Origin of the sequence: Streptomyces sp. NPDC058534, assembly GCF_042717365.1 — a bacterium.
Taxonomy (GTDB): domain Bacteria; phylum Actinomycetota; class Actinomycetes; order Streptomycetales; family Streptomycetaceae; genus Streptomyces.
Window position 1 is genome coordinate 1 of the sequence record NZ_JBHXNW010000018.1, and the last position, 24,794, is coordinate 24,794.

28 protein-coding genes and 1 pseudogene are annotated in these 24,794 nt (G+C 70.0%); 12 read left to right on the plus strand and 17 right to left on the minus strand.

Annotated elements, in window-relative coordinates:
• Positions 1-152: 152 nt before the first annotated feature.
• The 6 genes from ACFWR9_RS13665 to ACFWR9_RS13690 all read right to left on the minus strand — a co-directional run bounded on the left by ACFWR9_RS13665 (position 153) and on the right by ACFWR9_RS13690 (position 4,874).
• Positions 153-440, minus strand: coding sequence for a hypothetical protein (locus tag ACFWR9_RS13665; protein ID WP_383840378.1), 288 nt, complete (start codon positions 438-440; stop codon positions 153-155).
• 43 nt (positions 441-483) lie between these two features.
• The gene (locus ACFWR9_RS13670; protein ID WP_383840381.1) at positions 484-675 is read right to left on the minus strand and encodes a hypothetical protein; all 192 of its coding nucleotides are present in this window, start codon (positions 673-675) and stop codon (positions 484-486) included.
• Positions 672-2,489 carry a hypothetical protein gene (locus ACFWR9_RS13675; protein WP_383840384.1) on the minus strand — a complete coding sequence of 606 codons (1,818 nt, stop codon included), beginning with the start codon at positions 2,487-2,489 and terminating at the stop codon, positions 672-674. Before ACFWR9_RS13675 ends, ACFWR9_RS13670 begins: the two co-directional genes overlap by 4 nt.
• Positions 2,486-3,112 (minus strand): WhiB family transcriptional regulator, encoded by a 627-nt coding sequence (locus tag ACFWR9_RS13680; protein WP_383840387.1) that lies wholly within the window; start codon positions 3,110-3,112, stop codon positions 2,486-2,488. The genes ACFWR9_RS13675 and ACFWR9_RS13680 overlap by 4 nt, the downstream gene beginning before the upstream one ends.
• Positions 3,113-3,258: 146 nt before the next feature.
• On the minus strand, positions 3,259-3,945 hold the full coding sequence (locus ACFWR9_RS13685; protein ID WP_383840390.1) for a hypothetical protein: 687 nt from the start codon (positions 3,943-3,945) through the stop codon (positions 3,259-3,261).
• 5 nt (positions 3,946-3,950) lie between these two features.
• Positions 3,951-4,874 (minus strand): helix-turn-helix domain-containing protein, encoded by a 924-nt coding sequence (locus tag ACFWR9_RS13690; protein ID WP_383840393.1) that lies wholly within the window; start codon positions 4,872-4,874, stop codon positions 3,951-3,953.
• A gap of 1,176 nt (positions 4,875-6,050) precedes the next feature.
• On the opposite strand from ACFWR9_RS13690, the gene ACFWR9_RS13695 reads away from it, so the two are divergent.
• From ACFWR9_RS13695 to ACFWR9_RS13720, 6 genes are all read left to right on the plus strand, one after another.
• Positions 6,051-6,521 (plus strand): XRE family transcriptional regulator, encoded by a 471-nt coding sequence (locus tag ACFWR9_RS13695; protein WP_383840396.1) that lies wholly within the window; start codon positions 6,051-6,053, stop codon positions 6,519-6,521.
• Between the two features lie 71 nt (positions 6,522-6,592).
• The gene (locus ACFWR9_RS13700) at positions 6,593-7,069 is read left to right on the plus strand and encodes a hypothetical protein (RefSeq protein WP_383840398.1); all 477 of its coding nucleotides are present in this window, start codon (positions 6,593-6,595) and stop codon (positions 7,067-7,069) included.
• Positions 7,066-8,274 carry an MAB_1171c family putative transporter gene (locus ACFWR9_RS13705; protein WP_383840401.1) on the plus strand — a complete coding sequence of 403 codons (1,209 nt, stop codon included), beginning with the start codon at positions 7,066-7,068 and terminating at the stop codon, positions 8,272-8,274. The genes ACFWR9_RS13700 and ACFWR9_RS13705 overlap by 4 nt, the downstream gene beginning before the upstream one ends.
• Positions 8,271-9,719, plus strand: a complete 1,449-nt coding sequence (locus tag ACFWR9_RS13710; RefSeq protein ID WP_383840404.1) for an amidase family protein — start codon at positions 8,271-8,273, stop codon at positions 9,717-9,719. The genes ACFWR9_RS13705 and ACFWR9_RS13710 overlap by 4 nt, the downstream gene beginning before the upstream one ends.
• A gap of 373 nt (positions 9,720-10,092) precedes the next feature.
• A complete protein-coding gene (locus ACFWR9_RS13715; protein ID WP_383840407.1) occupies positions 10,093-10,554 on the plus strand; it encodes a hypothetical protein in 462 nt (153 codons plus the stop codon).
• Positions 10,541-10,975, plus strand: coding sequence for a hypothetical protein (locus tag ACFWR9_RS13720; protein WP_383840410.1), 435 nt, complete (start codon positions 10,541-10,543; stop codon positions 10,973-10,975). The genes ACFWR9_RS13715 and ACFWR9_RS13720 overlap by 14 nt, the downstream gene beginning before the upstream one ends.
• Positions 10,976-11,093: 118 nt before the next feature.
• On the opposite strand, the gene ACFWR9_RS13725 is transcribed toward ACFWR9_RS13720, so the two are convergent.
• A complete protein-coding gene (locus tag ACFWR9_RS13725) occupies positions 11,094-11,777 on the minus strand; it encodes a hypothetical protein (protein WP_383840413.1) in 684 nt (227 codons plus the stop codon).
• Between the two features lie 587 nt (positions 11,778-12,364).
• Between ACFWR9_RS13725 and ACFWR9_RS13730 the strand changes: the two genes are divergently transcribed.
• Complete coding sequence (locus tag ACFWR9_RS13730) at positions 12,365-13,039, plus strand: hypothetical protein (protein ID WP_383840416.1); 675 nt, start codon at positions 12,365-12,367, stop codon at positions 13,037-13,039.
• Positions 13,040-13,048: 9 nt separating this feature from the next.
• On the opposite strand, the gene ACFWR9_RS13735 is transcribed toward ACFWR9_RS13730, so the two are convergent.
• From ACFWR9_RS13735 to ACFWR9_RS13755, 5 genes are all read right to left on the minus strand, one after another.
• Positions 13,049-13,357: a 2'-5' RNA ligase family protein gene (locus ACFWR9_RS13735; RefSeq protein ID WP_383840419.1), complete on the minus strand. Its 309-nt coding sequence runs from the start codon at positions 13,355-13,357 to the stop codon at positions 13,049-13,051.
• Between the two features lie 163 nt (positions 13,358-13,520).
• On the minus strand, positions 13,521-14,162 hold the full coding sequence (locus tag ACFWR9_RS13740; protein ID WP_383840422.1) for a 2'-5' RNA ligase family protein: 642 nt from the start codon (positions 14,160-14,162) through the stop codon (positions 13,521-13,523).
• 92 nt (positions 14,163-14,254) lie between these two features.
• Positions 14,255-15,229, minus strand: a complete 975-nt coding sequence (gene trxB / locus ACFWR9_RS13745; RefSeq protein WP_383840425.1) for a thioredoxin-disulfide reductase — start codon at positions 15,227-15,229, stop codon at positions 14,255-14,257.
• Positions 15,226-15,639 (minus strand): arsenate reductase ArsC, encoded by a 414-nt coding sequence (locus ACFWR9_RS13750; RefSeq protein WP_383840428.1) that lies wholly within the window; start codon positions 15,637-15,639, stop codon positions 15,226-15,228. Before ACFWR9_RS13750 ends, trxB begins: the two co-directional genes overlap by 4 nt.
• A gap of 59 nt (positions 15,640-15,698) precedes the next feature.
• Positions 15,699-16,334 (minus strand): three-helix bundle dimerization domain-containing protein, encoded by a 636-nt coding sequence (locus ACFWR9_RS13755; protein WP_383840431.1) that lies wholly within the window; start codon positions 16,332-16,334, stop codon positions 15,699-15,701.
• 74 nt (positions 16,335-16,408) lie between these two features.
• Here ACFWR9_RS13755 and ACFWR9_RS13760 point away from each other — a divergent pair, with 74 nt between their 5' ends.
• The 3 genes from ACFWR9_RS13760 to ACFWR9_RS13770 are packed head-to-tail and all read left to right on the plus strand — an operon-like array spanning position 16,409 to position 18,887.
• On the plus strand, positions 16,409-16,717 hold the full coding sequence (locus ACFWR9_RS13760; RefSeq protein WP_383840434.1) for an ArsR/SmtB family transcription factor: 309 nt from the start codon (positions 16,409-16,411) through the stop codon (positions 16,715-16,717).
• Positions 16,714-17,832, plus strand: coding sequence for an ACR3 family arsenite efflux transporter (arsB, locus tag ACFWR9_RS13765; RefSeq protein WP_383840437.1), 1,119 nt, complete (start codon positions 16,714-16,716; stop codon positions 17,830-17,832). The genes ACFWR9_RS13760 and arsB overlap by 4 nt, the downstream gene beginning before the upstream one ends.
• Complete coding sequence (locus ACFWR9_RS13770) at positions 17,829-18,887, plus strand: ArsO family NAD(P)H-dependent flavin-containing monooxygenase (protein ID WP_383840440.1); 1,059 nt, start codon at positions 17,829-17,831, stop codon at positions 18,885-18,887. The genes arsB and ACFWR9_RS13770 overlap by 4 nt, the downstream gene beginning before the upstream one ends.
• An 81-nt stretch (positions 18,888-18,968) precedes the next feature.
• On the opposite strand, the gene ACFWR9_RS13775 is transcribed toward ACFWR9_RS13770, so the two are convergent.
• The 4 genes and pseudogenes from ACFWR9_RS13775 to ACFWR9_RS13790 form a co-directional block, all read right to left on the minus strand.
• Complete coding sequence (locus ACFWR9_RS13775) at positions 18,969-19,679, minus strand: cation transporter (protein WP_383840443.1); 711 nt, start codon at positions 19,677-19,679, stop codon at positions 18,969-18,971.
• Entirely contained in the window at positions 19,679-20,014 is a 336-nt protein-coding gene (locus ACFWR9_RS13780) for an ArsR/SmtB family transcription factor (protein WP_383840446.1), read from the minus strand. Before ACFWR9_RS13780 ends, ACFWR9_RS13775 begins: the two co-directional genes overlap by 1 nt.
• A 77-nt stretch (positions 20,015-20,091) precedes the next feature.
• Positions 20,092-20,598, minus strand: a pseudogene (locus ACFWR9_RS13785) (GNAT family N-acetyltransferase).
• A 27-nt stretch (positions 20,599-20,625) separates the two neighbouring features.
• Positions 20,626-21,000, minus strand: coding sequence for an ArsR/SmtB family transcription factor (locus ACFWR9_RS13790; protein WP_383840450.1), 375 nt, complete (start codon positions 20,998-21,000; stop codon positions 20,626-20,628).
• Between the two features lie 204 nt (positions 21,001-21,204).
• Between ACFWR9_RS13790 and ACFWR9_RS13795 the strand changes: the two genes are divergently transcribed.
• The gene (locus ACFWR9_RS13795; protein WP_383840453.1) at positions 21,205-22,020 is read left to right on the plus strand and encodes a sulfite exporter TauE/SafE family protein; all 816 of its coding nucleotides are present in this window, start codon (positions 21,205-21,207) and stop codon (positions 22,018-22,020) included.
• A gap of 61 nt (positions 22,021-22,081) precedes the next feature.
• Here ACFWR9_RS13795 and ACFWR9_RS13800 read toward each other — a convergent pair whose 3' ends face one another.
• Positions 22,082-23,161: a flavin-containing monooxygenase gene (locus ACFWR9_RS13800; RefSeq protein WP_383840456.1), complete on the minus strand. Its 1,080-nt coding sequence runs from the start codon at positions 23,159-23,161 to the stop codon at positions 22,082-22,084.
• Between the two features lie 109 nt (positions 23,162-23,270).
• On the opposite strand from ACFWR9_RS13800, the gene ACFWR9_RS13805 reads away from it, so the two are divergent.
• A complete protein-coding gene (locus ACFWR9_RS13805; protein ID WP_383840459.1) occupies positions 23,271-24,677 on the plus strand; it encodes an NAD(P)-binding domain-containing protein in 1,407 nt (468 codons plus the stop codon).
• The last annotated feature ends 117 nt before the right edge of the window (positions 24,678-24,794 follow it).

The following is a 24,794-nucleotide window of genomic DNA, read 5'->3' on the forward strand; positions in this document are numbered from 1 at the left end:
GGGGCGGGCGCCGCCCCCCCCCCCCCCGGGGGGGGGTACTGGTCCGCACACCCCCCCCGCGGGGGAGTGTCCGAACCTACAACTTGCTTGCGCTGAGGTCGAGTTGGCTTCCCGCTCATCGGGCGAGGGAGCCGGGCTTGTTGTCGGGTTCGTCATCGGGTGTGGTTCCTCGTGGTGCGGATGCCGTGCTGGATCTCGGCGGCCAGGTCGACCATGGCGGTCGTGCCGTCGGGGACGCGGACGGGCGCGTCGGGGTGGTGCTGGACGAGCCACTGGCCGGTGGGGGCCAGGACGGCTGCGTGCAGCAGTTGGTGGCGCACGAGCACGTCGGCCCAGGCGCCGGCCTCGGCGGTCGACGGGATGTGGGTGCTTGGCTGGCGGGCAGGAATGGCGATCCTTTCGTGGCAGGAGCGGTGGCCCGACCGAGGCCGGGCCATCATGCGGAATGCGGATTCAGGTGTGTGACCTGCTGCTTTGCAGGTGTCAGCCGCACTCGCGACAGCGGTCGAGGTGCGTGTTGAGGGCCAGCGCCATGTTGCGCTTCACCGTGACGGCGTTCTTCGCGCTGGTCTTGGCCGGCGCGGATCCCTGGTGGCGCTCGGCGTGGGCGCTCAGGAAGCTGGCGTCCCGCTCGAAGCCCGCCTTGATGGTGGCGAACCTGTGGCAGGTCTTCATTGGGTGCTCCTTGCTTCGGCGCGCAGTCGTTCCAGGACGGGCGTCAGGCTCTCGTTCCGGCCGCCCGGAAGTCCCAGGTCGCGATAGATCTCGCGCAGCTGGGGACGGGTGATGGAGGCGTTGCCGTCGCGCTCCAGCTTTTCGGGGACGCGGGGCCGGACGATCGCGACCCGCTCCTCGACGCTTAGCTGGTTCCGCCGAGGGCGCTTGGACTTCCCGCCCCCCGGCCGACTCCGCTGCGCCTTCGTCTTTGGCTTCGACTTCCGACGTCCGGGGACGGTGTGGGGAGGGTCCCCTTCGGTCTCCGTCCCCGTTTCGGTGTCGGGGTGTTCGCGGTCCCCGTTGTCGTTGGGGACGGTGTGGGGACGGTCCCCTTCGGGTTCCGTCCCCGTTTCGGTGTCCGGGTGTTCGCGGTCCCCGTTGTCGTTGGGGACGGTGTGGGGACGGTCCCCTTCGGGTTCCGTCCCCGTTTCGGTGTCCGGGTGCTCCCGGCCCTCGTCGCCGTAGGGGACGGCTGCCGGGGACGGTCCCGTACCGCCCTGAGCAGCACCTTCGTGGGCGTCTACGGCACTGCCATCCACGTCGGCGTCAGCCTCTTCGGCCCTGACGGGCACGTCGTCTCGGTCCCCGATCGGCGCCGCTGCGCCCTTGCTCAGGAGGCTCGAGCCGGGCATATGGACGCGGTCCCCGTTGTCGTTGGGGACGGTGTGGGGACGGTCCCCTTCGGGTTCCGTCCCCGTTTCGGTGTCGGGGTGTTCGCCGTCCCCGTTGCTGCCGGGGACGGTGTGGGGACGGTCCCCCTCGCTCTCCGTCCCCGTCCCCGATTCCGCACGGTCCCCGTCCCCGGCGGTTTGGGGACCGTCGTTGGGGACCGTGCCCAGCCGCCGATCGACCTTCTTTTCGTCCGGCGGCAGGGTCACCGGGGACGGGGACGGGGACCGCTCCTCGCGAGCGTCGTCCTGGCCGTGCACGTCCTGCTCCCAGGGCGAGGGCAGATCGACGGTGGCGAGGGCTACCGCGTGCCGACGGGCGGCCAGCTGCTCCAGGAGAGCCTGACGCTGCTGAGGATCGTTGCCGACCCCGGCTCGGGCGAGAGCCGACTGGAGCCGACGGGCGATCCTGGTGTCCTTCTCGCGATCCGCTGGCGACATCGCGGCCAGCTGGGCGGCCAGTGCCACTGCCCGCCGCGTCGCGCGGTCCTTCGTGATCTGCGCGGCATCGCGGTTGCGAGTGGCAATGCCCAGCCGGGAAAGGAGTCGCTCTCGAGCTTCGCGTCCGAGCGTGGCCAGGAGCCCCTGCGAGGTGGCGTCCGGCTTGTGCAGCCGCAGCTCGATGCCCATGGCCAGGTGCCAGAGTACGGCGGCCATGACCGGGCCGACGAAGGCCCGCACGGTGCCGCCCACCGTGCCCGACTCGGCGTACGCCGGGATGACCTGCACCCCGGTGATCACCCAGACCAGGGCGCCGGGCAGGCCGGGCGCTCCCAGCGTCTTCAGGTTCTGCCGCGCCATCAGCGCCGTCGCGAACAGCGCCGCCTCACCCGCGCTGAACATCATGGCCCGCTCCACCGTGCCGGCCATGTCGAGGTAGTCGGCGGCGAACCGCCAGCTGGTGTCGCCGGAGTAGATGGTGCAGTTGAGGGCGGCGAGGGCCGAGACCCAGACCGCAGGGGTGCCGACGCGCTTGCCGTCCGCCCGGTTCCGGTTACGCCGGATCGACCAGCCGGCAAGCGCGAGGGCGAGCAGCCCGACGGCCGCGACCACGTAGACGGGCTCGATGCCGTAGGGCAGGGACATGGCGATGGGGTTTGTCATGCGGCCTTTCGGAGGGCGGCGATCAGGGAGCCGGTCTGCACCTGGCGGGGCACCTCCACCGGCGAGGCGGCGTCCTCGTCCTCAGTGGTCTCCTCGTCGGCCGGCTCGCTCTCGTCGAGCCGGTCCCAGTAGCGGTCGCGGTCCGAGACGGCGTGGGCGGCGTTGCGCATCAGGTCGCGCGCCCAGTCGAGGTCGAGGCGCAGGGCGTACGCGAGGCGCTCGGGGCTCCAGCCGCGGACGTAGGCGTGGCGGGTGACGGCCTCGCGTTCGGCGTCGCTGAGGTGGACGTCGCGCCCCTCGAAGGCCGCCTTCACCCGGCTGTAGTCCAGGCGCTTGTTGACCTTGGCGTGCCACGGTCGGCGCTCGGCTTCGGTGAGCCCGCCCCACATGCCTTGGCGGATCTCGTTGTCGAGGGCGTAGTCGAAGCACGCCTTCTTCACCGGGCACCGGCCGCAGATCGACTTGGCTACGTCGATGGCCGCGCGGGCGCGGGCCGCGTGGAAGAACAGTTCGTCGATTTCCTTGGCGGGCATGCCTCGGCACAGGCCGCGGGCCTGCCAGCTGTGGTCGGCGATGCCCCGGATGGTTGGGGGCGGGGTGTCGTTGGTGGTGATGTGACGCAAGGCAGTCTCCGGAGGGCGCCTCGGCCGGCGCGGGTCGCTCGGCACCGATGGAGGCGGGGTGCGGCGGGCGCTGCGAGGCGGGCTCGGGGTACGGCTGGCGGGCCGTACGCAAGGCGGAACGTTTCGGTGGAGAGGAGAGGGCGGGTTCAGGCGGGTATGGCTTGTGCCTGAGCGGCCAGGGCGCCCTCGACGCGGACCGGATGCGGCTCGACGCGCGGTTTGGTGTTCCGGTTGCGGACACCTCCACCGCTGCGTTCGCGGCAGGGCTCGCCCTTCGGGGCACGGCACCTCTCGCACGGGACGCTGAAGATGTCGGGGCCTCCGGCGGCGATGGCGGCCTCGCGGGCGGCGCGGGCCGGTCGGAAGGGCGCGAGTTCGGCTCGTAGGGCGTCCGGGACGTAGGTGCCGACGGCTTTGAGCATTTTCTTCAGACCGGGGTGGGGTTCCCCGGTCGTCACCCCGCGGTGCGGCGACGGCGCGATCCGCCCGGTCACGACGGCGTCGCGGGTCGCGACAAGCTCCGCCCGCCAGGCTTGCGGGTCGTCGGGGTCGGCCCTCGGTGTCGGATCGGTGTGCCGGCCCAGGCGGTCGCGGTAGTGGGCGTTCCACTCGCGGGCCACGTCGGCGGGCAGGATCGGGTACGGGGAGGCGACGACGCGCTTGCGCACCACGTCGAGCACATCCCAGCCCTGGCCGGTGGTCATGGGCACGTCGCCGAGCAGCTCGTGCCACATGGCGAGCTGCTCGCGGGCTTCGCCCGCGTCGGTGCGGATGGTGCGCGGGTCCAGGCGCCCGACGTAGGTGAGTACGGCAGCAACTTCGCGGCGGTCCAAGGTAGTTACTCCGTTCCAGTCGGTTCGTCGACGGCGGCGAGCAGGGCGGCCATGTGCGCTTCGGAGCGGGTCATGCCGGCCTGTGGGGCGGGGCTGCCGCCGGGCAGGGCGTAGAGGTTCGGGCGCTGTGGTGTGGGGGTGTGCTCGCGGTCGATCCAGGACCGCCAGTCGGCAGCCCAGGCAGCGGCGGAGCGAGGGCTCCAGGCGGCGCGGTAATGGCGCCACTTCGCGTCGGCGGCCTGCAGGCCCTGCTCGCCGAGGCGTTCCAGGTGTCCCTGCTGCTGGGCCCAGGACAGGCTCGCGTCGTCGACCTGCCAGTCGGTGGCCGAGGTGAGGTCGGCAGCACTACTGCTGCTGTACCTACGGTTCACCTTCGGTTCACTACAGTTCTGGGGGTCAGATTCTGACCCGGAGGGGGGTCGGTTTCTGACCCGGGGAGGGGTCAGATTCTGACGAGGGGGTGCAGATTTTGACCCGGCCAGATTCTGACGACGGGGGTCCGATTCTGACCCTGCGGTGCGCCAGATGCGGTGCTTGCGCAGCCGCTCCTCGTCCAGGTCCTTCAGGGAGGGGGCGGGGTCGGTGTCCGTCAGGGGTTCGACGTCCTCGACGCGCAGGTCGGGGTCGGCCTTCTGGGCCGCCGCGACCTTTGCGAGCCAGGCGGCCGGGCGCGGCATGCGGTAGACCGTGCTGTGCTGAGGGCCCTCGTAGTCGTTGAGGATCTCCAGTTCGCCAGCGTCCGCCAGCAGGGCCAGCGAGGTGCGCACGGCGTTGCGGCTGGCGTTGGTCCGCTCCATCAGCTCGGTGACGGACGCGTAGGCGACGCACTGCGCGTCGGGGATCCGGTCGGCGATCGACAGCAGGACCAGGCGGGCCGTGCCACGGCTGGCGCTGCTCTCCCACACCCACTTGCGTGCCTGCCCGCTCATCGGGACACCGCCTTCACGAGGCGCGTGAGCGAGGGTGCCGACGACCCGGGAGACAGGTGAGCGGGGGCAGCTGCCGCGCAAGCCGGGAGCACCGGCCCTTTGCGCAGGGCAGGCGGCATGTAAGACTCTCCTCCGTAGTGAAAGCCGCGCCGGGGTGCCCGTAGGAAAGGTCCGGTGCGGTAAAGGTGGGTGATCTCCGCCCTTGCCGGGGCGGGAGTGCCATCAGGCGGTCGGCGTCCGGGAGTTAGTGGCTCCATGGGCGCCGTCGCTGTTTTCGGGGCTATACAGCCCTGCTGGATCGCGTGTTCCGCGTATGGCTCCTTATGCCGTCTGCCGCTGGGCGGGGTGCCCGGCGGGGGACGACGAACATATGCAGGCTGTGGCGCAAGATCCAGACCTTGCTAAAGGACTCTCTACAAGTCGTGCAGGAGGGCGTCGGCACCTGCGCCTGCGGGTGAGGGCGGCAGGCCGGGACACGGGTAGCACCATGATCGCCCCGACGGATTCGGAGATGATCTTCACGGCGGCCCCTCGTGTCTCATGTGACCACGGTTGTTGAACTGGCTGGTCATAGCATTTAAGCCAAGCCTCGCCGGGGCCCCAACGGTGATCTTTGTCTGGTTCGCCGGGATGGGTCACTTCGGCGGCCGGAGGTCGGGTGAGGCGCACTGGTGGCCGCCCGGACATACGCACGAACCCGCGTCAAGATCCAGGCTCGGTTCATAACTCCGTACTGGCTCACCCCCTGTACTGGTTGCAGAGAGTCACCATGCCATCCGTCACCGAAGCCGCGCGTGGGACTCGGCACTGGCCGCCCCTGGCGTCGAGGGGCACCGTTGCTGCGGCTACCCTGAAACGCCGAGAGCGTGCCATTGTGTCCGAATTGAAGCGGGTGTCGGATATTTTCCACGGCGGAAAAACGATGTGGCTGAGGTGTTTCCACGGTCGCCCCCGCGCTTTCCGGTCGAAGATCAATATGGCCTGCCAGACGTGACGTATGTCGCTGGGAGAATGTGGCATGCGCCACGTCACCCGGCATACTCCTGCCGGTAGAAACGGACAGTCCGACCTGAAACAGGCAGTGCGTGCCACACGGAAACGTGCTGGTGAGGAAGAACTTTCCATACACGGGATCGCGCCGTCAACTGGTGTTTATGGCGAGGTAGGGTGGTCGAAGTGACGACGAAGCTCACCCAGGAAAGGATCATGAAAGATTCGACCCAGGGTCAGGTGAACCCCAAGGGGCTCATGGACCGCCTTAACCGCCTGTTCGACACGGTGCACCCAGCCGACCGCGGCCCCTTCAGCAACGCTGAGGTGGCGGAACTCATGGAGAAGCGTGGGCTGGGAAAGCTGTCGGCGCAGTACCTGTGGCTCTTGCGGACCGGGCAGCGCGATAACCCGACGAAGCGTCATCTCGAAGCGCTCGCAGGGTTTTTTGGTGTGGATCCCGCCTATTGGTTCGATGACGCCGTCGCCGAAAAGACAGTGCAGGAGCTTGAGTTGCTCGCACTGCTTCGCGACGCAAAGATCAAAAACGTTCTTCTTCGCCTATCCGACGTCTCGGCGGACGGCAAGGATGCCGTCCTGGGGATCGTCGAGAGCGTACGAAAATCCGAGGGGTTGCCGCCCTCAACTGGCGCATAAAACGGCTCTGTTCAGTAAGTGATCAAGGAAAAGCAATGTGGTCCGCACGTAGGTTGCGCCGGCCTGACCTCTTGGCCGAGCTGCAACTCCCGCACGTCACCAATATCCGCGACCTCAGCGACGAGGTCTCACGCCGCACGGGACGGAAGGTGGTCCTAGAGCCCCGGGAGCAGGCGCCCTCGGTGTGCGGGGCATGTGCCGTCACGGAGAGTGCTGTTCATGTCTTCTACGACCCCCGGACCAGCTCCCTGCACCAGGACCACATCATCGCCCACGAGTTCAGCCACCTCCTGCTTGGTCATCACGAGCACCGTCCGGTGTCCGCGCTGGCTCCGGCCTTCATCACCAGCGTGGACGCGGCCACCGTTCAGATGATGCTGGGACGTACCAAGTACCACGATGACGAGGAGCGGGACACCGAACTCCTTGCTTCGCTGCTCCAGCGCCGGATCATCGACCGGTGGCTGCGCGGCGACGAGTCCTCCGGCGACGACGTCCAGGACCGGGTCACGCACACCCTTCTGCGTCGACGGGAGGCTCTGTCGTGAAGGACCTGCTCCATCCGATCAGCCTCGTCGTCGCCGCGCTCGGCTTCCTCTGCCTCCTGCGGGACGTGCCGACCCGGCGCCGCGACCCCGCCTCGACCGCGCTGGCCGCCGTCTTCCTGCTGTCAGGGCTGTCGTTCCTGTTCTCCATCACGCCGATGTGGAACTATCTCGACCGCGTGCTCGGCACCGTCAACATCTCCGTGCCCCTCGCGCAGGGCTGCGTCGTCGCGCTCCTGGCCTGCCAGCAGGTGGTTCTCACGTACTGGGCCTCCCCGCCCGAGGTCGCCCGCCGACGCAGTCGCCGCTGGCTCGGGGCCGGCTTCACGGTGATCGCGGGGCTGCTGGTGCTGTTCGCCCTGCTGACGCCCAGCGCGTCGCATCCGATCGACTTCACGCTCTACTACGCGCACGACGACTGGTATGCCGCGTACCTCACCCTGTACGTCACGGCCTACACCATCGGCGAACTCTTCCTCGCCCGCGCCTGCTGGCAGCTGGCCCGCCGCAGCACTCGCGGTTCCGTCCGCGTCGGCCTGCGTATCGTCGCCCTCGGCGCAACCGTCACCCTCGGATACAGCGCTGTCCGCATCGGCAACGTGATCGCCGGCGCCTTCAACACCTCCCTCGCCAAGTGGGAGAGCTTCGCCTGGACCTGCGGCGATGTCGGCGCCATGCTCACGCTCATCGGCTGGCTCGTGCCCACCATCAGGGACCAAGCCCAGACCGTCCAGTACCGGATCGAGCAATACCGCAGGTACAACGGCTTGCGCCCGCTGTGGCTGGCGTTCTACAGCGAAGCGCCTGAGATCGAGCTGCCTATCGATCGGGTCGACCCGGCCCAGAGGCGTCACTTCCGCCGCATCTCGATCCGGCTCTACCGCCGAGCCGTCGAGATCCGGGACGGCCGGTTCGTGATCCGCCAATACCTCGACGCCTCCGTCCGCGAAACCAGCGAAGCCCGTCATCGGGTCCGAGGGCTTCACGGACAGGAGCTTTCCGCTGCCGTCACGGCTGACCAGATCCTCGCCGGGATCGCCGCCCGGGCCGCCGGCACCCGCCCGGCAACCGACCAGCTCACCGAATTCGCGGACTCCGAACGCCAGACTGCCGGGCCCCCGGACGACATCGACGCTCTCCTCGACGTCGCGCGCCACCTGCCCCGCCAGCCCGCACGAGGCCCCCACCCTGAGCGAGTCTCCGCATGACGAACGACCTCACCCACCAGCCCGCCAACGTCCAACTCCAGGCCCTGCACCGCGGCGAGATCTCCAGCCGCGAACTGCTCGACCTACACCTCGCCCAGATAGACGCCAGCCAGATCAACGCCGTCGTCACCCGAGACGACGGCGCGGCCCGAGCCGCCGCGCACGCAGCCGACGAACGCCGCGCTCGCAACGAGAGCACTGGCGTCCTCGACGGCCTTCCCCTCACGATCAAGGACAGCTTCGAGACGGCCGGCCTGCGCACCACCAGCGGCGCCGAAGATCTCGCCGACCACGTCCCGGCACGCGACGCCGACGCTGTCGCCCGGCTCCGCCACCAAGGTGCCGTCATCATGGGCAAGACCAACACCCCGGCGTACTGTCAGGACCTGCACACCGACAATGCCCTGTTCGGCCCCACGCTCAACCCACACGACCCCAAACACACCACCGGCGGCTCCTCCGGCGGCCCCGCCGCAGCAGTCGCCGCACACCTGACCCCCGCCGACCTCGGCAGCGACCTCGCCGGCTCCCTGCGGCTCCCCGCCCACTACTGCGGCGTCTACGGCCTGCGCCCCACCCACGGACTCATCCCAGCCCGCGGCCACATCCCCCGCCCGCCGGGATGGATCACCAGCAGCGACATGGTCACCCCCGGCCCCCTGGCCCGCCACCCCCACGACCTCGACCTGCTCCTCGCCGCACTGACGACACCGTCACCCGACGAGAACACCCCCTGGAGCGTCACGCTGCCCACGGCGCAGCGCCCGATCGGCCGACTCCGCGTGGCGGTGTGGGCCGACGACGCGAGCTGCCCCATCGACCGCAACACCGCCGACGCCCTCGCCGTCCTCGGACGGACACTGGCCTCCGTCGGCGCCAGTGTCCACCGCACCACGGGGCCGGTCAGCTTCGCCGACTCCCTCCGCCTCTTCGAGCAACTCCTCCACGCCACCACGACGGCCACCACCGACGACGCCGCTGGCGCGGCCGAACTCGCCGCCGTCCGTGACCTGCACACCGGCGACGCGAGCCCACGCGCCGCCATTCTCCGCCACCGCACGCAGACACACCGCACCTGGCTCCGCGCCAACGAGGAGCGCCTCCGGCTCCAGCAGACGTGGCACCGGTTCTTCGCCGACGGCCAGTACGACGTCCTCATAACGCCCGCAGCGCCTACCGCCGCGATCCCGGCCCGGAGCCGATCCCTCACGATCGACGGCGCCGAACGGAGCTTCTTCGACCAGACCGGCTGGGCCAACCTCACCAGCCACATCGGCCTGCCCAGCCTCGTCATGCCCATTGCGCACGGCACCGACGGCCTCCCGATCGGTGCGCAGCTCATAGGTCCGGTCTATTCGGACCGGACCTTGCTCGTGATGGCCGAGCACCTGGCGCCGCTGCTCGGAAGGGAAACCGAGGGCGTCATCCCACCATGGCGCGGCTGACCTCCGCGTCACCGTTGTAGGTGACGCGGCCAACCCTTCCACGTCGTGGGCGGTGGCTCAGACGACCAAGGCGTGGTCCTGCGGGCGGCCGGCACCCGCCTGCTCCATGGCGGGCGCAGGGGCGGGCGGGGGACCCGTGCCGCTCGCTCTTTCCAGCGCGCCCCCGCGACCCTGGGCGGAACGAAGGGGGAGCGTTCATGACGCACACGGCCAGGCAGCGATACCGTCGGCCGCGTGCAGACCCTGTTGTTGGGAGTCATCGGACTCGGAGGGTGTGCGGTCGCTGGTTCCTGCCTGCCCCGCGGGCAGCGCGTTACTGGAAGATCACAGTTGACGGGCCGCACCGCGAGGGACGGCCGGGAGGGAGACGTACGTGTTCGTAGATGCAGCCGTCACCAGCAAGCTGGCCGAGCAGGCCCTGCCCTTGATGCCGTTCCTCGACGACGGCGAGGAGTTCGCCAGCTACGACCGCCTCGAAGAATGGAAGGAGCAGCGAAAGAAGACCGGGAAGGGTCCGGACCTGGGTGATCCCGAGAAGTGGTCGGTCCGGATCACTGCCCCGCTCATGCCGGAGATAGTCGATGTCGGGCATGAGCAGGTGTTGGCGGCCCTGGGCACGGTCGCCTTCCACGACCGGGACTCCAGTCCCTGGGGGCAGGCCACCCAGGACCTTCAGGAATGGCTCTTCCTCCCGGACAGCGTCTCGGGCCTGGAGCGTAAGCCCAGTGACGCGGCGGCCGTCGCATTGCTGCTGGCCGCCCTGTACGGCGACAAGGGGCACCTCTTCCTGATCGAGGCGAGCCGGTACCTGGAGCCGTCCCGTGGCGAACAGTGAGGCGGCCATCCACGAGATCGTGGCGGCTGCTGCTGAGCCGTATCTCGCTGCTGTGGTGGCCCAGTTGGCCGCGGACGGGGTACCTGCCGCCGGCTCGAGCATCCCGCCGGATCCCTCACCCGACGACATCGACGGCGAGGCGGACGGCTCGATCGACATCCCCTTCGAGTTCACCACCCGCCACTACGGCCCGGACCTGGAAGAACTCGGCGTGTGGTGGAACTCGGTGTCGGGCTGGCGCGTCCACACGCAGTTCGTGCCCGACCCTCGACCTGGTGATGGCCGGCAGTGGATGGGGCGCAGGGCTGCTGCCTCCGCCGGCGCGGGTCTCAGCGTTCCTCGCCACCATGATGGTCGACGACACGATGTCGGGGTCTCCGGAACGGCCGTTCTACCGACGCCAGGGCGACAAAGTGCCTGAGCTGCTGGAACGCCTCCGCGTCTATGGACAGGCTGAACCGCCCGCACGGTCGTGATCTCCAGATTCGGAAGCCCTCCACACGGCCGGAAGAGCTCTCTGCCCGCGTAGGGGCTTCCGCTCAGTCGGTAGTGCCGTCGGGCTTCCCTGTGAAGCGGAGCCACGCGCTGAGTGCCGCCTGAAGCTCGATCACCGCTTGCCGGTCGATGGTCTCGCCCGTCTTGCCGACGTGCAGCTTCACTCCATCGCCCGTGACGGTCCAGCCGACCGGCAGACGTTGCGGGGAGGTGATGGCCGCTCCGTGGGAAAGGGTGCGGAGCATGGCATCGACGCGTGGCGGCAGGGGCTGCTCCCGGGGAGCCCAGGAGACGTTCGCGGGGCGGGTGGGTAGCCCGAGGGTCGCACGGAATGCCTTGATAGCGGCGTCGAGAGGCTGCGGCGTGTTCGGGGCCGCCCCGACGAAAGCCTGCAGGAGCTCATGGTGGGGCACTGCGGGAAGCAGGGGGTGTTCCTCGATGTCGAGGCGCACGGAAGCCGGCGGGATGAGTGCGCGGGTGTAGCCCTTGTCCCTGTATCGAGCGTGGTGTTCTCGCAGACTGGCAATGGGGCGGGCCAAGGGGTGCTCGCCCTGGAAGGCAGGATTCGGGGTGGTCAGGGCGTGGGAAGGTTCCGGCCGGGACACCCGGGGGAGCTTCCCGTAGATACCTTGGGCACGATGCAGAACACCTGACTCGGTCACCAGCGCCGTCACTTGCCGACTGGTCGTGTCATTGCCCAGCCGAAACCCCACGACCAGCGTCGTCATCAACCTGGCCTCCCTCCAGCAACCCGTCCACGCTAGCGAGTAGGACCACTCCCGGGGCCAAGATCCCGCAGATTCCCCCAGGAGCCCGCCGTCGGCAGGCGCAGCTCACGGCGAAGGCGCTGTCAGTGGCGTGCAGCATGGTGGGCACCATGAGCACGCGGACGAAGCCACAGCACTGAAGCAGAGCGGTAGATCCCAGCGTTGCTGCCCGACGTGGGAACCGGCTGGCGCTCCCTGCTGGGGCGCCTGCACCAGGACCTTCTCGGCCTTGCTCCGGACTACCAACTCGACTCCCTCGCCAGCCGCCTCGGTGGGCTTCGTATCAACCTCGCCGACCGCTTCGACGAGGACGGCGAGTTCGACGGGGACTTCGCGAAGCTGGCCGGGCGCGAAGACCTCGAAGAGCGGCGGATCCTGCACGGATACGCCATATGGCACCACCTGCGCCGACTGCGGCAGCGGGTACGCGGACAACAGCTCACGGTCGACCAGGACCAGAACGTCCGCACGCACATCAATGCCGCCGTCCAGTTCCTCGACGACCTGGCGGGACGCGGCACGCTGCTGAGCGCTGCACCCAAAGTGAAGTGGACGACTTCATGGCCCACCGCGCTACCTATCCCTCGCGGACGGCGCACTTCGTGCGCTGGGCCGTTGCTCACCGCCACGCCCACAATCTCACCGCTCCCGCCACCCGGTGGGCGGGCCCGAGCGGCCCGCACGATGAGGACCGGCGGTGGGAGGTCGCACGTCGGCTCCTGCACGATGACGCCGCGCCGACCGCTGACCGGGTCGCGGGCCTGCTCCTGCTGCTCTACGCCCAGCACGTCAACGCCATTCGCCACCTCATCGTTGACCACATTCAGCGCGACGGCGACAAGCCGAAGATCCTGCTCGGGGACCGCCCGATCGTGCTGCCCGCGCCGCTCGATGCCCTGATGGAAGAGCTGATCGCAAGCCGGCGCGGCCACACGCTCGTGGATGAGCCCGGGACCTGGCTCTTCCCCGGGCGGGTTCCCGGGAAGCCGCTCAGCAGCGACCAGCTGGTGCTCCGGCTGCGGGCATTGGGCGTCAATCCGCGCCAGGACCGCGCCACCGCTCTGTTCACGCTTGCCGCTCAGGTTCCGGCGGCGATCCTGGCGCGCATGCTGGGTATCCACCGCCAGGTTGCCGTTCAGTGGCAGCAGGCCAGCGGCGGGGACTGGGCGGCCTACGCGGCTGACGTCGCCGCCCGGCCGGTTCGCTCACGCCCGGCGGACTGAGCGGCGGTCTCAGCTGCCCGTACCGAGCGGGATCGTCGCGACGTGGTCCCACGTGATCGTCTTTGCCTGTGCGTCCGCGGTGACGTCCATGAGGTGAACGGCGTCCACCCGCATCGGGGCGTGTCCCGGGCGTACTCCGTTGCGGAGTTTCCTCTGGACCTGGTCGGAGTCGCATTCCTCGGCCGCGTATCCGAGCGTGAGGTGCGGGACCTTGGTGGGGTAGCCCGTCGCGTTGGGCCCGCGCACCGTCTGGATCGCGGCGCGGACGGTGGTGTGGAGGTCGTTGAGGGGCTCGTCGGGATGGACGTCGGCGATCACTCCGGTCGAAGTCGCGGCACATGCCGTGTCCCCCGCAGGTCGTGTCGCTTTCGGGAGCGACGGTCGAGCAGTGCGTGTCGTACCCACGGAGGATGTTTGGTGTCGCATTCGAGTGCCTCGCGAAGTCGTCTTTGTGTCCAGCCTCACAGCCGTCCTGGCGATGTCAGCGGCCGGTGCCGAGCGGGATCGGCGGGGCGACGGGCTTCCAGGTGATGGTCTTCTCGGAGGCGCTGGCGGAGACGTCGACCAGCTCGATGGAGTCGATATGGAGGGGGGCGTGGCTGGGGCGGACGCGGCGGACGCGGCGGTGGATCTGGTGGTAGTGCTCCAGGGCGACCTCGGAGGTGGCGTAGGACTCGGTGAGGTGCAGGATCCCGGTGTCGTACGTGGTGGCGTCGGGCCCTCGGACGACCTCGAACGCGCGGGTGGCGGCTGCCCGTAGTTCGTTCAGTGGTTCGTCCGGTCCAAGATCAAAAATGAGCCCCGTGCCGTACGCGAGCGGACTGCCGACCGTGATGGTGAAGGGGGCGATGGCCTGCATCTGCCTGGTCAACTCGGCTACGAGGGAGTGCCGTTCAGCGTCCAGGATCTCTGAGGCGGGCTTCTGGGACAGCTGGTAGAGGGTGATGTGGAACCACTCGTCGCGGATGTGGGTGAGCGGGTCGTCCTTGGTGGCGGTACGGACGCCGTGGATGAGTTCGGTGAGTTCCGGATGGCGCCCAAGATCCACGGTCACGTAGGCGTGGAGCAGCGAGAGTCCATTGCCCCACAGGTTCTGGCCGTGCTGGAAGGTGAACGGCTTCATGGCAGCCAACGTACCGACTCGACGACCGGACGGGAGCTGCAACGGTGTGGCCGCCCGGAACTTCCGGGCGGCCTACACGTGTTGGGTAATGCTCAGGCCGGTACGGCAGCGGTTGCCGGCGCGGCCTCGTCCGCGTTGCGGGCGGAGAGGTAGCGCTCGGCGTCCAGGGCCGCAGCCGCGCCCGTGCCCGCGGCGGTGATGGCCTGCCGGTAGGTGTGGTCGACGACGTCGCCGGCAGCGAACACCCCAGGCAGGCTGGTACGCGTCGAGGGGGCGGCGACCTTGATGTAGCCCTCGCCGTCGAGATCGAGCTGGCCGGTGAAGAGTTCGGTGCGCGGGTCGTGGCCGATCGCGATGAACAGCCCGGTCACATCCAGGTCCCGGGTGGCGCGGGTGAACACGTCGCGCAGGACGACGCCGGCCAGCATGCCGTCCTTGTCCTTGATCTCGGCGATCTCGCTGTCGAAGGCGAAGGAGATCTTGTCGTCGAAGAAGGCCCGGTCCTGCATGACCTTCGACGCGCGCAGGGCCGAGCGGCGGTGGACGACGGTGACCGACTTGGCGAAGCGGGTGAGGAAGGTGGCTTCCTCCATGGCGGTGTCGCCGCCGCCGACCACGACGATGTCCCGCCCTTTGAAGAAGAACCCGTCGCAGGTCGCGCACCAGGACACCCCGCGCCCGGACAGCTCGTCTTCCTTGGGCAGGCCGAGCTTGCGGTATCCGGATCCGGTCGCGATGATCACCGTCTTCGCGCGGTGCACGGTGCCGGCGGAGTCGGTCAGCAGCTTGATGTCGCCGGTGAAGTCGACGGCGGTGATGTCGTCGTCGATCATCTCGGCGCCGAAGCGCATCGCCTGGGCCCGCATGTTCTCCATGAGGACGGGCCCGTCGATCCCTTCGGGGAAGCCGGGGAAGTTCTCCACCTCGGTCGTGGTCGTCAGCGAGCCGCCCACGAAAATGCTGCTGCCGAACAGCAGCGGCTTCAACTGGGCGCGGGCGGTGTAGAGGGCGGCGGTGTATCCGGCCGGGCCGGAGCCGATGATGACGACGTCGCGTATCTCGCTCACGCCGCGCTCTCCGGGGCGATCTCCTTGATCAGGCCCTCGACCAGCACCTTGATCTCGTCGCGGATCGGTCGCACGGCTTCGACGCCCTGGCCGGCCGGGTCTTCGAGGTCCCAGTCCAGGTAGCGCTTGCCCGGGAAGACCGGGCAGGTGTCACCGCAGCCCATGGTGATGCAGACGTCCGACTCCTTCACCGCGTCGACGGTGAGGATCTTCGGCGTCTCGGCGGAGATGTCGATGCCGACCTCGGCCATGGCCGCCACGGCGGCCGGGTTCACGGCGTCGCCCGGGTTGGAGCCTGCGGAGCGGACCTCGACGCGGTCTCCGGCCAGGTGGGTCAGCCAGGCGGCGGCCATCTGCGAGCGGCCGGCGTTGTGAACGCAGACGAACAGGACGGAAGGCTTGTCGGACATCGTTCTTCCCTTGATGAGGTGGATCAGCAGGTGGTGCGAGCAGGTGTGCGGTGCGAGGTTCAGGCGCCCGGGAGGGCGGACAGCAGGTCGGTGATGCGGGCGTCGATGTCGTCCCGGATCGTCCGGACGACGCCGATCGGCGCGCCGTCGGGGTCGGCGACGGACCAGTCCAGGTAGTGCCGGCCCGGGACCACGGGGCACGCGTCCCCGCAGCCCATCGTGATGACGAAGTCGGCGGCCTCGACGACCTCGCCGGTCAGCGGCTTGGGGTAGGCGTCCGTGACGGACAGGCCCGATTCCAGCAGGACCTGCGCGACGTGCGGCTCGACTTCGGCGGCCGGATCGGTTCCGGCGGAGGAGACGACCACGCGCTCGCCCGCCCGGTGCGCCAGCAGGGCGGCGGCCAGCTGCGAGCGGCCGGCGTTGTGCCCGCACACGAACAGCACCCGTACCGCTGCGCCGGTGCTCGGCGTCTGGGTGTGGGCGAGGGCGTCGAGGCGCTCGGCGGTCAGGCGCTCGGCCAGCACCACCAGGTGCGTACGGACCCGGGCGTTCTCGGCGAGGAGGCGGTAGGAGTCGGTCAGCAGCTGCTGCACGGTCTCCGCGGAGAAGTGCCCTTGGTAGCGGGCAGCGAGACGGGCGGCCCCGGTGCTAAGCCGCTCGTCGGGCCAGGCGGGTGGTGGTGAGGCGGACATGGGAACCCCTTCGACGGGCCCTACAGTTCAGCTCGGACTGGTGTCAGTGTCGAATGATGTGACAGTATCAGCCCATGATGACGTCAGTCGACACTGATCTGATCCGGGTTCTGGCCGACCCGCTCAGGCTCCAGATCGTTACCCTGCTCGCCCGCGAGACCCTGTGCACCACGCACCTGGTCGAGGAGACCGGCGCCAAGCAGACCAACCTCTCCAACCACATGAAGGTCCTGCGCGAGGCCGGCGTGGTGGACACCGAGCCCTGCGGCCGGTTCATCTACTACAAGCTGCGCCCCGAGGTCCTGGCCGGCCTCTCCGAGCAGTTCGCCGCGCTGGCCGAGTCCGCCCTTACCGCTGCCGAGAACAAGAGGGCCTGCCCGTGACCTCCACCGAGCCCACCACCGCCCCCACCCAGGGAGCCGGCCCGGCCGGGGACGACTCGATCGTCAGGAAGCTCTCCACCCTGGACCGCTACCTCGCGGTGTGGATCCTGCTCGCCATGGCCGTCGGCCTGGGCCTGGGCCGGCTCATCCCGGGCATGAATGACGCGCTCGCGAAGATCGAGATCGGCGGGATCTCCCTGCCGATCGCGCTCGGCCTGCTGGTCATGATGTACCCGGTCCTCGCCAAGGTCCGCTACGACCGGCTCGACCGCGTGACCAGCGACCGCAAGCTGCTGGTCTCCTCGCTGGTCATCAACTGGATCGTCGGCCCCGCCGTCATGTTCGCGCTGGCGTGGATCTTCCTGCCGGACCTTCCCGAGTACCGGACCGGCCTGATCATCGTCGGCCTCGCCCGCTGCATCGCCATGGTCATCATCTGGAACGACCTCGCCTGCGGCGACCGGGAAGCCGCCGCCGTGCTCGTCGCCCTGAACTCGGTGTTCCAGGTCATCGCGTTCGGCCTGCTGGGCTGGTTCTACCTTGACCTGCTGCCGCGCTGGATGAACCTCGGCGACGGCCAGGGCCTGGACGTGTCCGTCTGGCACATCGCGCTGAACGTCGTCATCTTCCTCGGCATCCCGCTGCTGGCCGGCTTCCTCACGCGCCGCATCGGCGAGCAGAAGATGGGCCGCGACAACTACGAGGCGAAGTTCCTGCCCAAGATCGGCCCCTGGGCTCTGTACGGGCTGCTGTTCACGATCGTCATCCTCTTCGCCCTGCAGGGCAAGACCATCACGTCGCAGCCGTTGGACGTCGTGCGGATCGCGCTGCCGCTGCTGGTCTACTTCGCGATCATGTTCTTCGGGACCTTCCTCCTCGGCAAGGGCCTCGGCTTGGCCTACGACCGCACCACGACGCTGGCGTTCACCGCGGCGGGCAACAACTTCGAGCTGGCCATCGCGGTCGCCATCGCCACCTTCGGCGTCACCTCCGGCCAGGCGCTGTCCGGCGTCGTCGGACCGCTCATCGAAGTACCGGTGCTGATCGGCCTGGTCTACGTCGCGCTCGCCTGGCGCAAGAGGTTCGCCGCCGACGCGGTGACGACGGCCCCGTGACGAACCGGGTCGACGTGGTGGTGGTCGGCGGCGGCCAGGCTGGGCTCGCCGCCGGCTACCACCTGCGCCGCCAGGGCCTGGACTTCACCGTCCTGGACGCCGATCCGGCGCCGGGCGGGTCCTGGCAGCACATGTGGGACTCGCTGCACCTGTTCTCCCCGGCTGAGCACTCCTCCCTGCCTGGGCGGCTCATGCCCGCCCAGCCCGGAGAGACGTACCCGGACGCCGGGCACGTGGTGGACTACCTCGCCGACTACGAGAAGCGTTATGACCTGCCCGTCCAGCACGGCACCCGCGTGGACGCCGTACGCCGTGACGGCGAGAGGGTCCTGGTCGAGGCGGACACCGGCAGGTGGCGGACCCGGGCGGTCATCAGCGCCACCGGCACCTGGTCACGCCCCTTCCTCCCCGCCATTTCCGGCCGCAGCACGTTCGCCGGTCGGCAGCTGCACACGGTGAACTACCGCTCCCCGGCCGACTTCACCGGGCAGCGGGTCGTCGTGGTCGGCGGCGGGAACTCCGGCGCCCAGATCGCCGCCGACCTCGCCCTGGACGGCCAGGTCGAGGTGACGTGGGTGACCCAGCGCCCGCCGCGGTTCCTGGCCGACGACATCGACGGCCGCGCCCTGTTCGACGTGGCCACCGCCCGCCGCCGCGCCCTCGAAGAGGGCCGCAGCGACACCGGCGGGGTCGCCTCGCTCGGCGACATCGTCGCCGTGCCGCCCGTTCGCGCCGCCCGCGACGCAGGACTCCTCGTCGCGAAGCCGATGTTCGCCCGCCTCACCACCGACGGCGTCCGGTGGGCCAATGGCAGCCATGCCGCTGCGGACGCGGTCATCTGGTGTACCGGCTTCCGCCCGGCGCTCGCCCACCTCGCCCCGCTGAACCTGCGCAGTGCGCGCGGACACATCCCCACCGACGGCACGCGCGCCCTCGGCGAACCGCGACTGCACCTGCTCGGCTACGGCGACTGGACCGGCCCGGCGTCAGCCACTCTCATCGGTGTCGGCCGCCCGGCCCGTGACGCGGTCCGCCAGCTCAACGGACTGCTCTGAGCGGGCTCGCCGACCCATGTGATGTCCGCGTCCGGCCGCTGCGTGCAAGGTCGCGGCGGCCGGTTCACGCTCGTAAACGGATCAGCTGCAGCAGTCGCATCCGGGGCGGCAGCCGCAAGGATCCGCCTGGCTGCTCGCGGCGGGTACTGCCATGGCGGGAGCCGCGCAGCAGCCCTTGCCCTGCCACGCCTCGCGGCCCTCCTTCACCGCGATGGCGGCGATGACCAGGGCGGCGATGGTGTCGGCCCAAGACCAGCCGAGGGTCGCATTGAGGACCAGGCCGAGAAGAAGCACAGCGGACAGGTAGGTGCACAGCAGTGTCTGCTTGGAGTCGGCGACCGCCGAGGCGGAGCCGAGTTCGTGTCCGGCCTTGCGCTGGGCGGCAGACAGGAACGGCATGATCGCAAGCGACAGGGCTGCCAGCACGATGCCGGGGATGGAGCGTTCGGCCTCGCCCGTGCCGGTCAGGGCCCGGATCGCGTCGAGGGAGACGTAAGCGGCGAGCACGAAGAACGACACCGCGATGATCCGCAGCGTGGTCTTCTCCCGTGCCTCGCGTACGTGGTGCTCGGAGGCGGAGAACTGCCAGGCGACCGCGGCCGCGGAGGAAACCTCGATCACCGAGTCCAGGCCGAAGCCGACCAGCGCAGTCGAGGAGGCCAGGGTGCCGGCGGTCAGGGCGATGACGGCCTCGATGACGTTGTAGGTGATGGTCGCGGCAACCAGCACCCGTATCCGGCGGGTGAGCGCATCCCGGCGGGCCGGGGAAGGCCCGAGGGATATCGCGGTCATCAGCAGCACCCCTTGTTCTCGGCGTCGACGCACGTGCGGTCGGATTCGACAGCCACCACGGCGTTGCGCAGGTCGTCCAGCGCGTGACCGAGGCGTTCGTCGGCCAGCTCGTAGCGGGTGCGGCGGCCGTCGGGCACTGTGACGACCAGCCCGCAGTCCCGCAGGCACGCGAGGTGGTTCGACAGCCGGGTGCGGGAGATTCCCAGCGCTTCGGCGAGGTCGGAGGGGTAGGCCGGGGCTTCGCGCAGGGCGAGGAGGAGGCGGCAGCGGATCGGATCAGCAAGGGCCCGCCCGAAGCGCGCCAGCACGTCAATTTCGGAGGCAACAGTCAGCACCCCACGACAGTACAGCCGATCCTGAATTCAGGAAACCGTGGTCTATGTGGGCTTCGGGTGAGTGGGGTACTTCCGGCCTATGTGATGGCGGGGCTGCGGCGCTCGACGAGGACGACGTCGCGCCAGACGCCGCAATGGCGCCCGATCCGCTCCCGCGTACCGATGACCCGGAAGCCGGCCCGCTGGTGAACGGCGAGGCTGGCGATGTTCTCGGGGAAGATCCCGGACTGGATGGTCCAGATCCCGGCCTGCTCGGTGGAGTCGACCAGAGCCTTGAGCAGGGCGGAGGCAATACCGCGGCCGCGGGCCGACGGGTGGACGTAGACGGAGTGCTCGACGACGCCCGCGTACGCGCTTCGGTCGGAGACCCTGCTCGCAGCGACCCAGCCCAGCACCGCCCCGTTCTCGTCGAGAGCGGCGAAGCGGTGTTCCGGCAGCTTCGCGGCGTCGAACGCCTCTCAGGTCGGTGGGCTGGTCTCGAAGGTGGCGTTGCCCTCGTCGATGCCCGCCTGGTAGATAGCCAGCACCTGCTCGGCGTGCTCCGCCGTCAGCCGCGTGACCACCGTACTCAGCGCCCCGCTCACTGCTTCCCCCTCTGTCCTGTCCGGTCGTCAGGCCGCGGCCGGCATGGCCAGCAGTTGGCCCATCGCGGCGAGCACCGACGGCTCGACCCGGTAGTACACCCAGGTACCGCGCCGCTCGGAGGTGAGCAGCCCGGCCTCCTTCAGCTTCTTCAGGTGGTGGGACACCGTGGGCTGGGAGACGCCGACATCGGAGATGTCGCACACGCATGCCTCCCCGCCCTCGTGCGAGGCCACGGCGGAGAACAGCCGCAGCCGCACCGGGTCGCCCAGCGCCTTGAACATCCGCGAGGCCGTCTCGGCCTCCTCGGCGGTCATCGGGCGCTCGGTCAGCGGCGGGCAGCACGGCGCCACACCCTGGCCGCCGGCGGGCTCGAGCAGCGGCAGCACCTTCGTATTCGACATGCGTCTATGTTGACACATGTCGAACTAGAGTGACGGCTCCGAGGTGCGCCCGGGGCTCGCCAGGCGAAGGGATCACCGGCCCACGCAGGGCTGAGCTCGACGGTTAGAGCTCTGGACGAGCCCTTGGCCGATCCCCGGTGTCTTGCGCTGAAGGTGGGACGGTGCCGTAGCGGCCAGGGATGACCACCAGCGAGGATGCCCGTCGTGACTGCTGACCAGAACCTCGTTCCTCTTCGTTCCACGCGCCCCGCGCCCGTGGTGTTCGGTGCGGGAGCGGCCATCGGCGTCCTCGGAGGAATGATCGGGCTGGGCGGGGCGGAGTTCCGTCTGCCGCTGCTGATCGGCCTGTTCGGGTTCGCAGCGCTCTCGGCCGTCATCCTGAACAAGGCGATGAGCCTGGTCGTCGTCCTGGTCGCACTGCCCGCCCGGATGGCGGCGGTCCCGGCCGCGGAGGTGGCCGCACGGTGGCCGGTCGCGGTCAACCTGCTGGCCGGGAGTCTGCTCGGCGCGTGGGCCGGCGCGTCCTGGGCGGTGCGCATGCGCACCGCCACCCTCTACAAGGTGCTGGCCGGCCTGATGGTGCTGATGGCGGCCGCCTTGGTGGTCACACACACCACCACCCTGGACACGCTTGCGCTCCCGCTGTGGGCGCAGGTGCCTTGCGGGGTCGTGGCCGGCTTCGGCATCGGGGTAGTGGCGGCGATCATGGGCGTGGCCGGGGGCGAGCTGCTGATCCCGACGATCGTGCTGCTGTTCGGCCAGGACATCAAAACCGCCGGCAGTCTTTCCCTGCTGGTGTCGTTGCCGACGATGCTGGTCGCGTTCGCCCGCTACAGCCGGGACGGCAGCTTCGCCGTACTGGGCGCCAACCTCCGCTTCACCGTGGTCATGGCCGCGGGTTCCATCGCCGGCGCGGTGTTGGGCGGGCTGCTTTTGGGCGTGTTCCCGGACCTGGTCCTCATCCCCGCCCTGGCGGTGATCCTGCTCATCTCCGCGCTCAAGCTCGCCCGCCACGACTGACTGCGCCGGGCCACTCCATGATCGACGGACCCCGAAGGCTCGCGATACCGTGTCCCGAACGTCAACTTCGGCGCGGGCCCGGCAACGGCTTGAGCTCGGCGGCCAACCGTCGGACGATTCGCCCGGCGTCCCGGCCCACGCCGCGCAGCGAGTTCGACGACAGACTGCGCTGCCACTCCAGGCCAACGAACGCCAGCCTCGACAATCCGGTGGCAAGGCCCTCGCGATGCCGGGGGTTCCCGCCGGCGTTCAGGGCGCCGTCGAGAGAGGCGAGGTAGGGCAGGTCAGGGCGGTAGCCGGTGGCTAGCACGACCACGTCTACCTCCTCTCGCCCTCCGTCTGACCAGACCACTTTGGCGCCGTCGCAGCCGGTGAACATCGGTCGCCGGTCGGGCTGTCCGGCGGCCAGGGCGGCCCGGTAGCGGCCGTCGTCGAGGACCGGCTGCGCCGGTGGGTGCGGCAGGAGCCGGCCCAGGGGTGCGGTGTCCAGGCCGGTGCGGGTCAGCCAGAAGTGCAGGTCGCGGCCGAGGACCCGCTGCGCGGTGAACTTCACCGGCCCGCGGGTGGCGAGCGTGACGCGTGCGGTCTGGGCGAGCTCGGCGGCGATCTGCACCGCGGAGTTGCCGGCCCCGACCACGACCACCCGGCGGCCGGTGAACGGGGCCGGACTGCGGTAGTCGGCGGCGTGCAGCACCTGTCCGGTGAACCCCTCAAGGCCCGGCAGCGCCGGCCGGTACGGGCGGCCGAACGTCCCGGAAGCCGCCACGACGGCCCGCGCGGACAGCAGGCCGCCGCCCTCCAGTTCCACGGCGAAGGCACCGCCGTCGCGGCGGACCGCACTGACGCGGCGGCCGGTACGGATCTTGGCATCCAGTCGGTCGGCGTAGGCGGTGAGGTAGGCGACGACCTCGTCGCGGTGCGGATAGCGGTCACGGTCGGGCCCGGGGAACGGCATTCCCGGCAGGGAGCTGTGCCGGGCGGGCGAGAACAGCGTGAGGCTGTCGTAGTAGCGCGGCCACGACCCGGCCGTACGGCCGGATGCCTCCAGCACCACCGGCCGCAGCCCGTGGCGAAGCAAGGTATGGGCGGCGGCGAGCCCGGACTGGCCACCGCCGATCACGGCGACGTCGATGTGCTCCATCAGTGAATCCCCTGACTTCGATGAATGTCTATGTTGACGCTCATCAATACAGGTGCCATGCTGGGCCGCGCAAGCCATCGACAGATGTCGAAACACGCAAGGAGTCGCCGTGAACGCGCCCGCCACCACCGAGCTGCCCGTCGTCGTGATCGGGGCCGGACCCGCCGGCCTGGCCGCCGCCGCCCACCTCCTCGACCAGGGCATCGAGCCCCTGGTCCTGGAAGCCGGCGATACTGCCGGCGCCGCGGTACGAGAGTGGTCGCACGTGCGCCTGTTCTCCACCTGGGGCGAGGTCGTCGACCCGGCCGCCGAGAAGCTGCTGGCCCCCACCGGCTGGACACGGCCCGACCCGGCCACCTACCCCTCCGGCGGCGACTGGGCCGACCTCTACCTGCAGCCGCTCGCCGACGTCCTCGGCGATCGCGTCCGCACCGGCGCGAGGGTCACCGGCGTCTCGCGCACCGGCCGCGACCGCATCGTGGACGCCGACCGCGAGCAGCAGCCGTTCGTCGTGCACTTCGCCGACGCCGGTGGCCGTGAGGAGCGCGTCTTCGCCCGCGCCGTCATCGACGCCTCCGGCACCTGGGCCACGCCGTCCCCGGCCGGCGGCAGCGGACTTGCCGCCCTCGGCGAGAAGGCCGCTGCCGACCGGATCACCTACCGCGTCCCGGACCTGAAGGACCCGGCCGTTCGGGCCCGGTACGCCGGCAAGCGCACTGCCGTGATCGGCTCCGGCGCCTCCGCCTTCACCGCTCTCGCCTACCTCGCTGACCTCGCCAAGTCCGATGACGGCGCAGGGACGAAGGGCGTGTGGATCCTGCGCCGGAGCATCTCGGGCTCGACCTTCGGCGGCGGAGACGCCGACCAGCTGCCGGCGCGCGGCGCCCTGGGTCTGGCGGCGAAGGCCGCCGTCGACGCGGGCCACGCGGACGCGGTCACCGGCTTCCGCACCGAGGCGATCGAGCGCGAAAGTGACGGCCGCCTGATCCTGGTCGGCGAGGACGGGCGCCGCCTGGACGCGGTCGACGAGCTGATCGTGCTGACCGGCTTTCGCCCCGACCTGTCCTTCCTTGACGAGCTGCGCCTGGGCCTCGACGAGCGCCTCCAGGCACCGGTGGAGCTGGCTCCGCTGATCGACCCCAACCAGCACTCCTGCGGCTCCGTCTACCCGCACGGCCACCGCGAGCTGTCCCACCCCGAACCCGGCGTGTACCTGGTCGGCATGAAGTCCTACGGACGCGCCCCGACGTTCCTGGCCATGACCGGCTACGAGCAGGTCCGCTCGGTGGCCGCGGCGATCGCAGGCGACATCGAGTCCGCCGACCGCGTCGAACTGACCCTGCCCGAGACCGGGGTGTGCGGCGGCGCCGGGCTGTTCGACCAGCCCGAGGCAGCCGGCCAGGCCGACGGCGGAGGGTGCTGTGCCCCGGCTCCCGCACTCGTGCAGCTCGGTGTCGGCGCTCCTGCCGCAGCGGTCGTCGAGGAGGCGCCGGCGGGCGGCTGCTGCGGCTCGTGACCAACGTCAACACCCCTGAGCGCGGGGGGGCCGCCCCGGGCGGGGGGGGGGGGGGGCGCCCCCCCCCCGCCGCGGGGCCGGTGGGGGCAGCCCAGCCCCACGCGGGGCGCCGGAGGA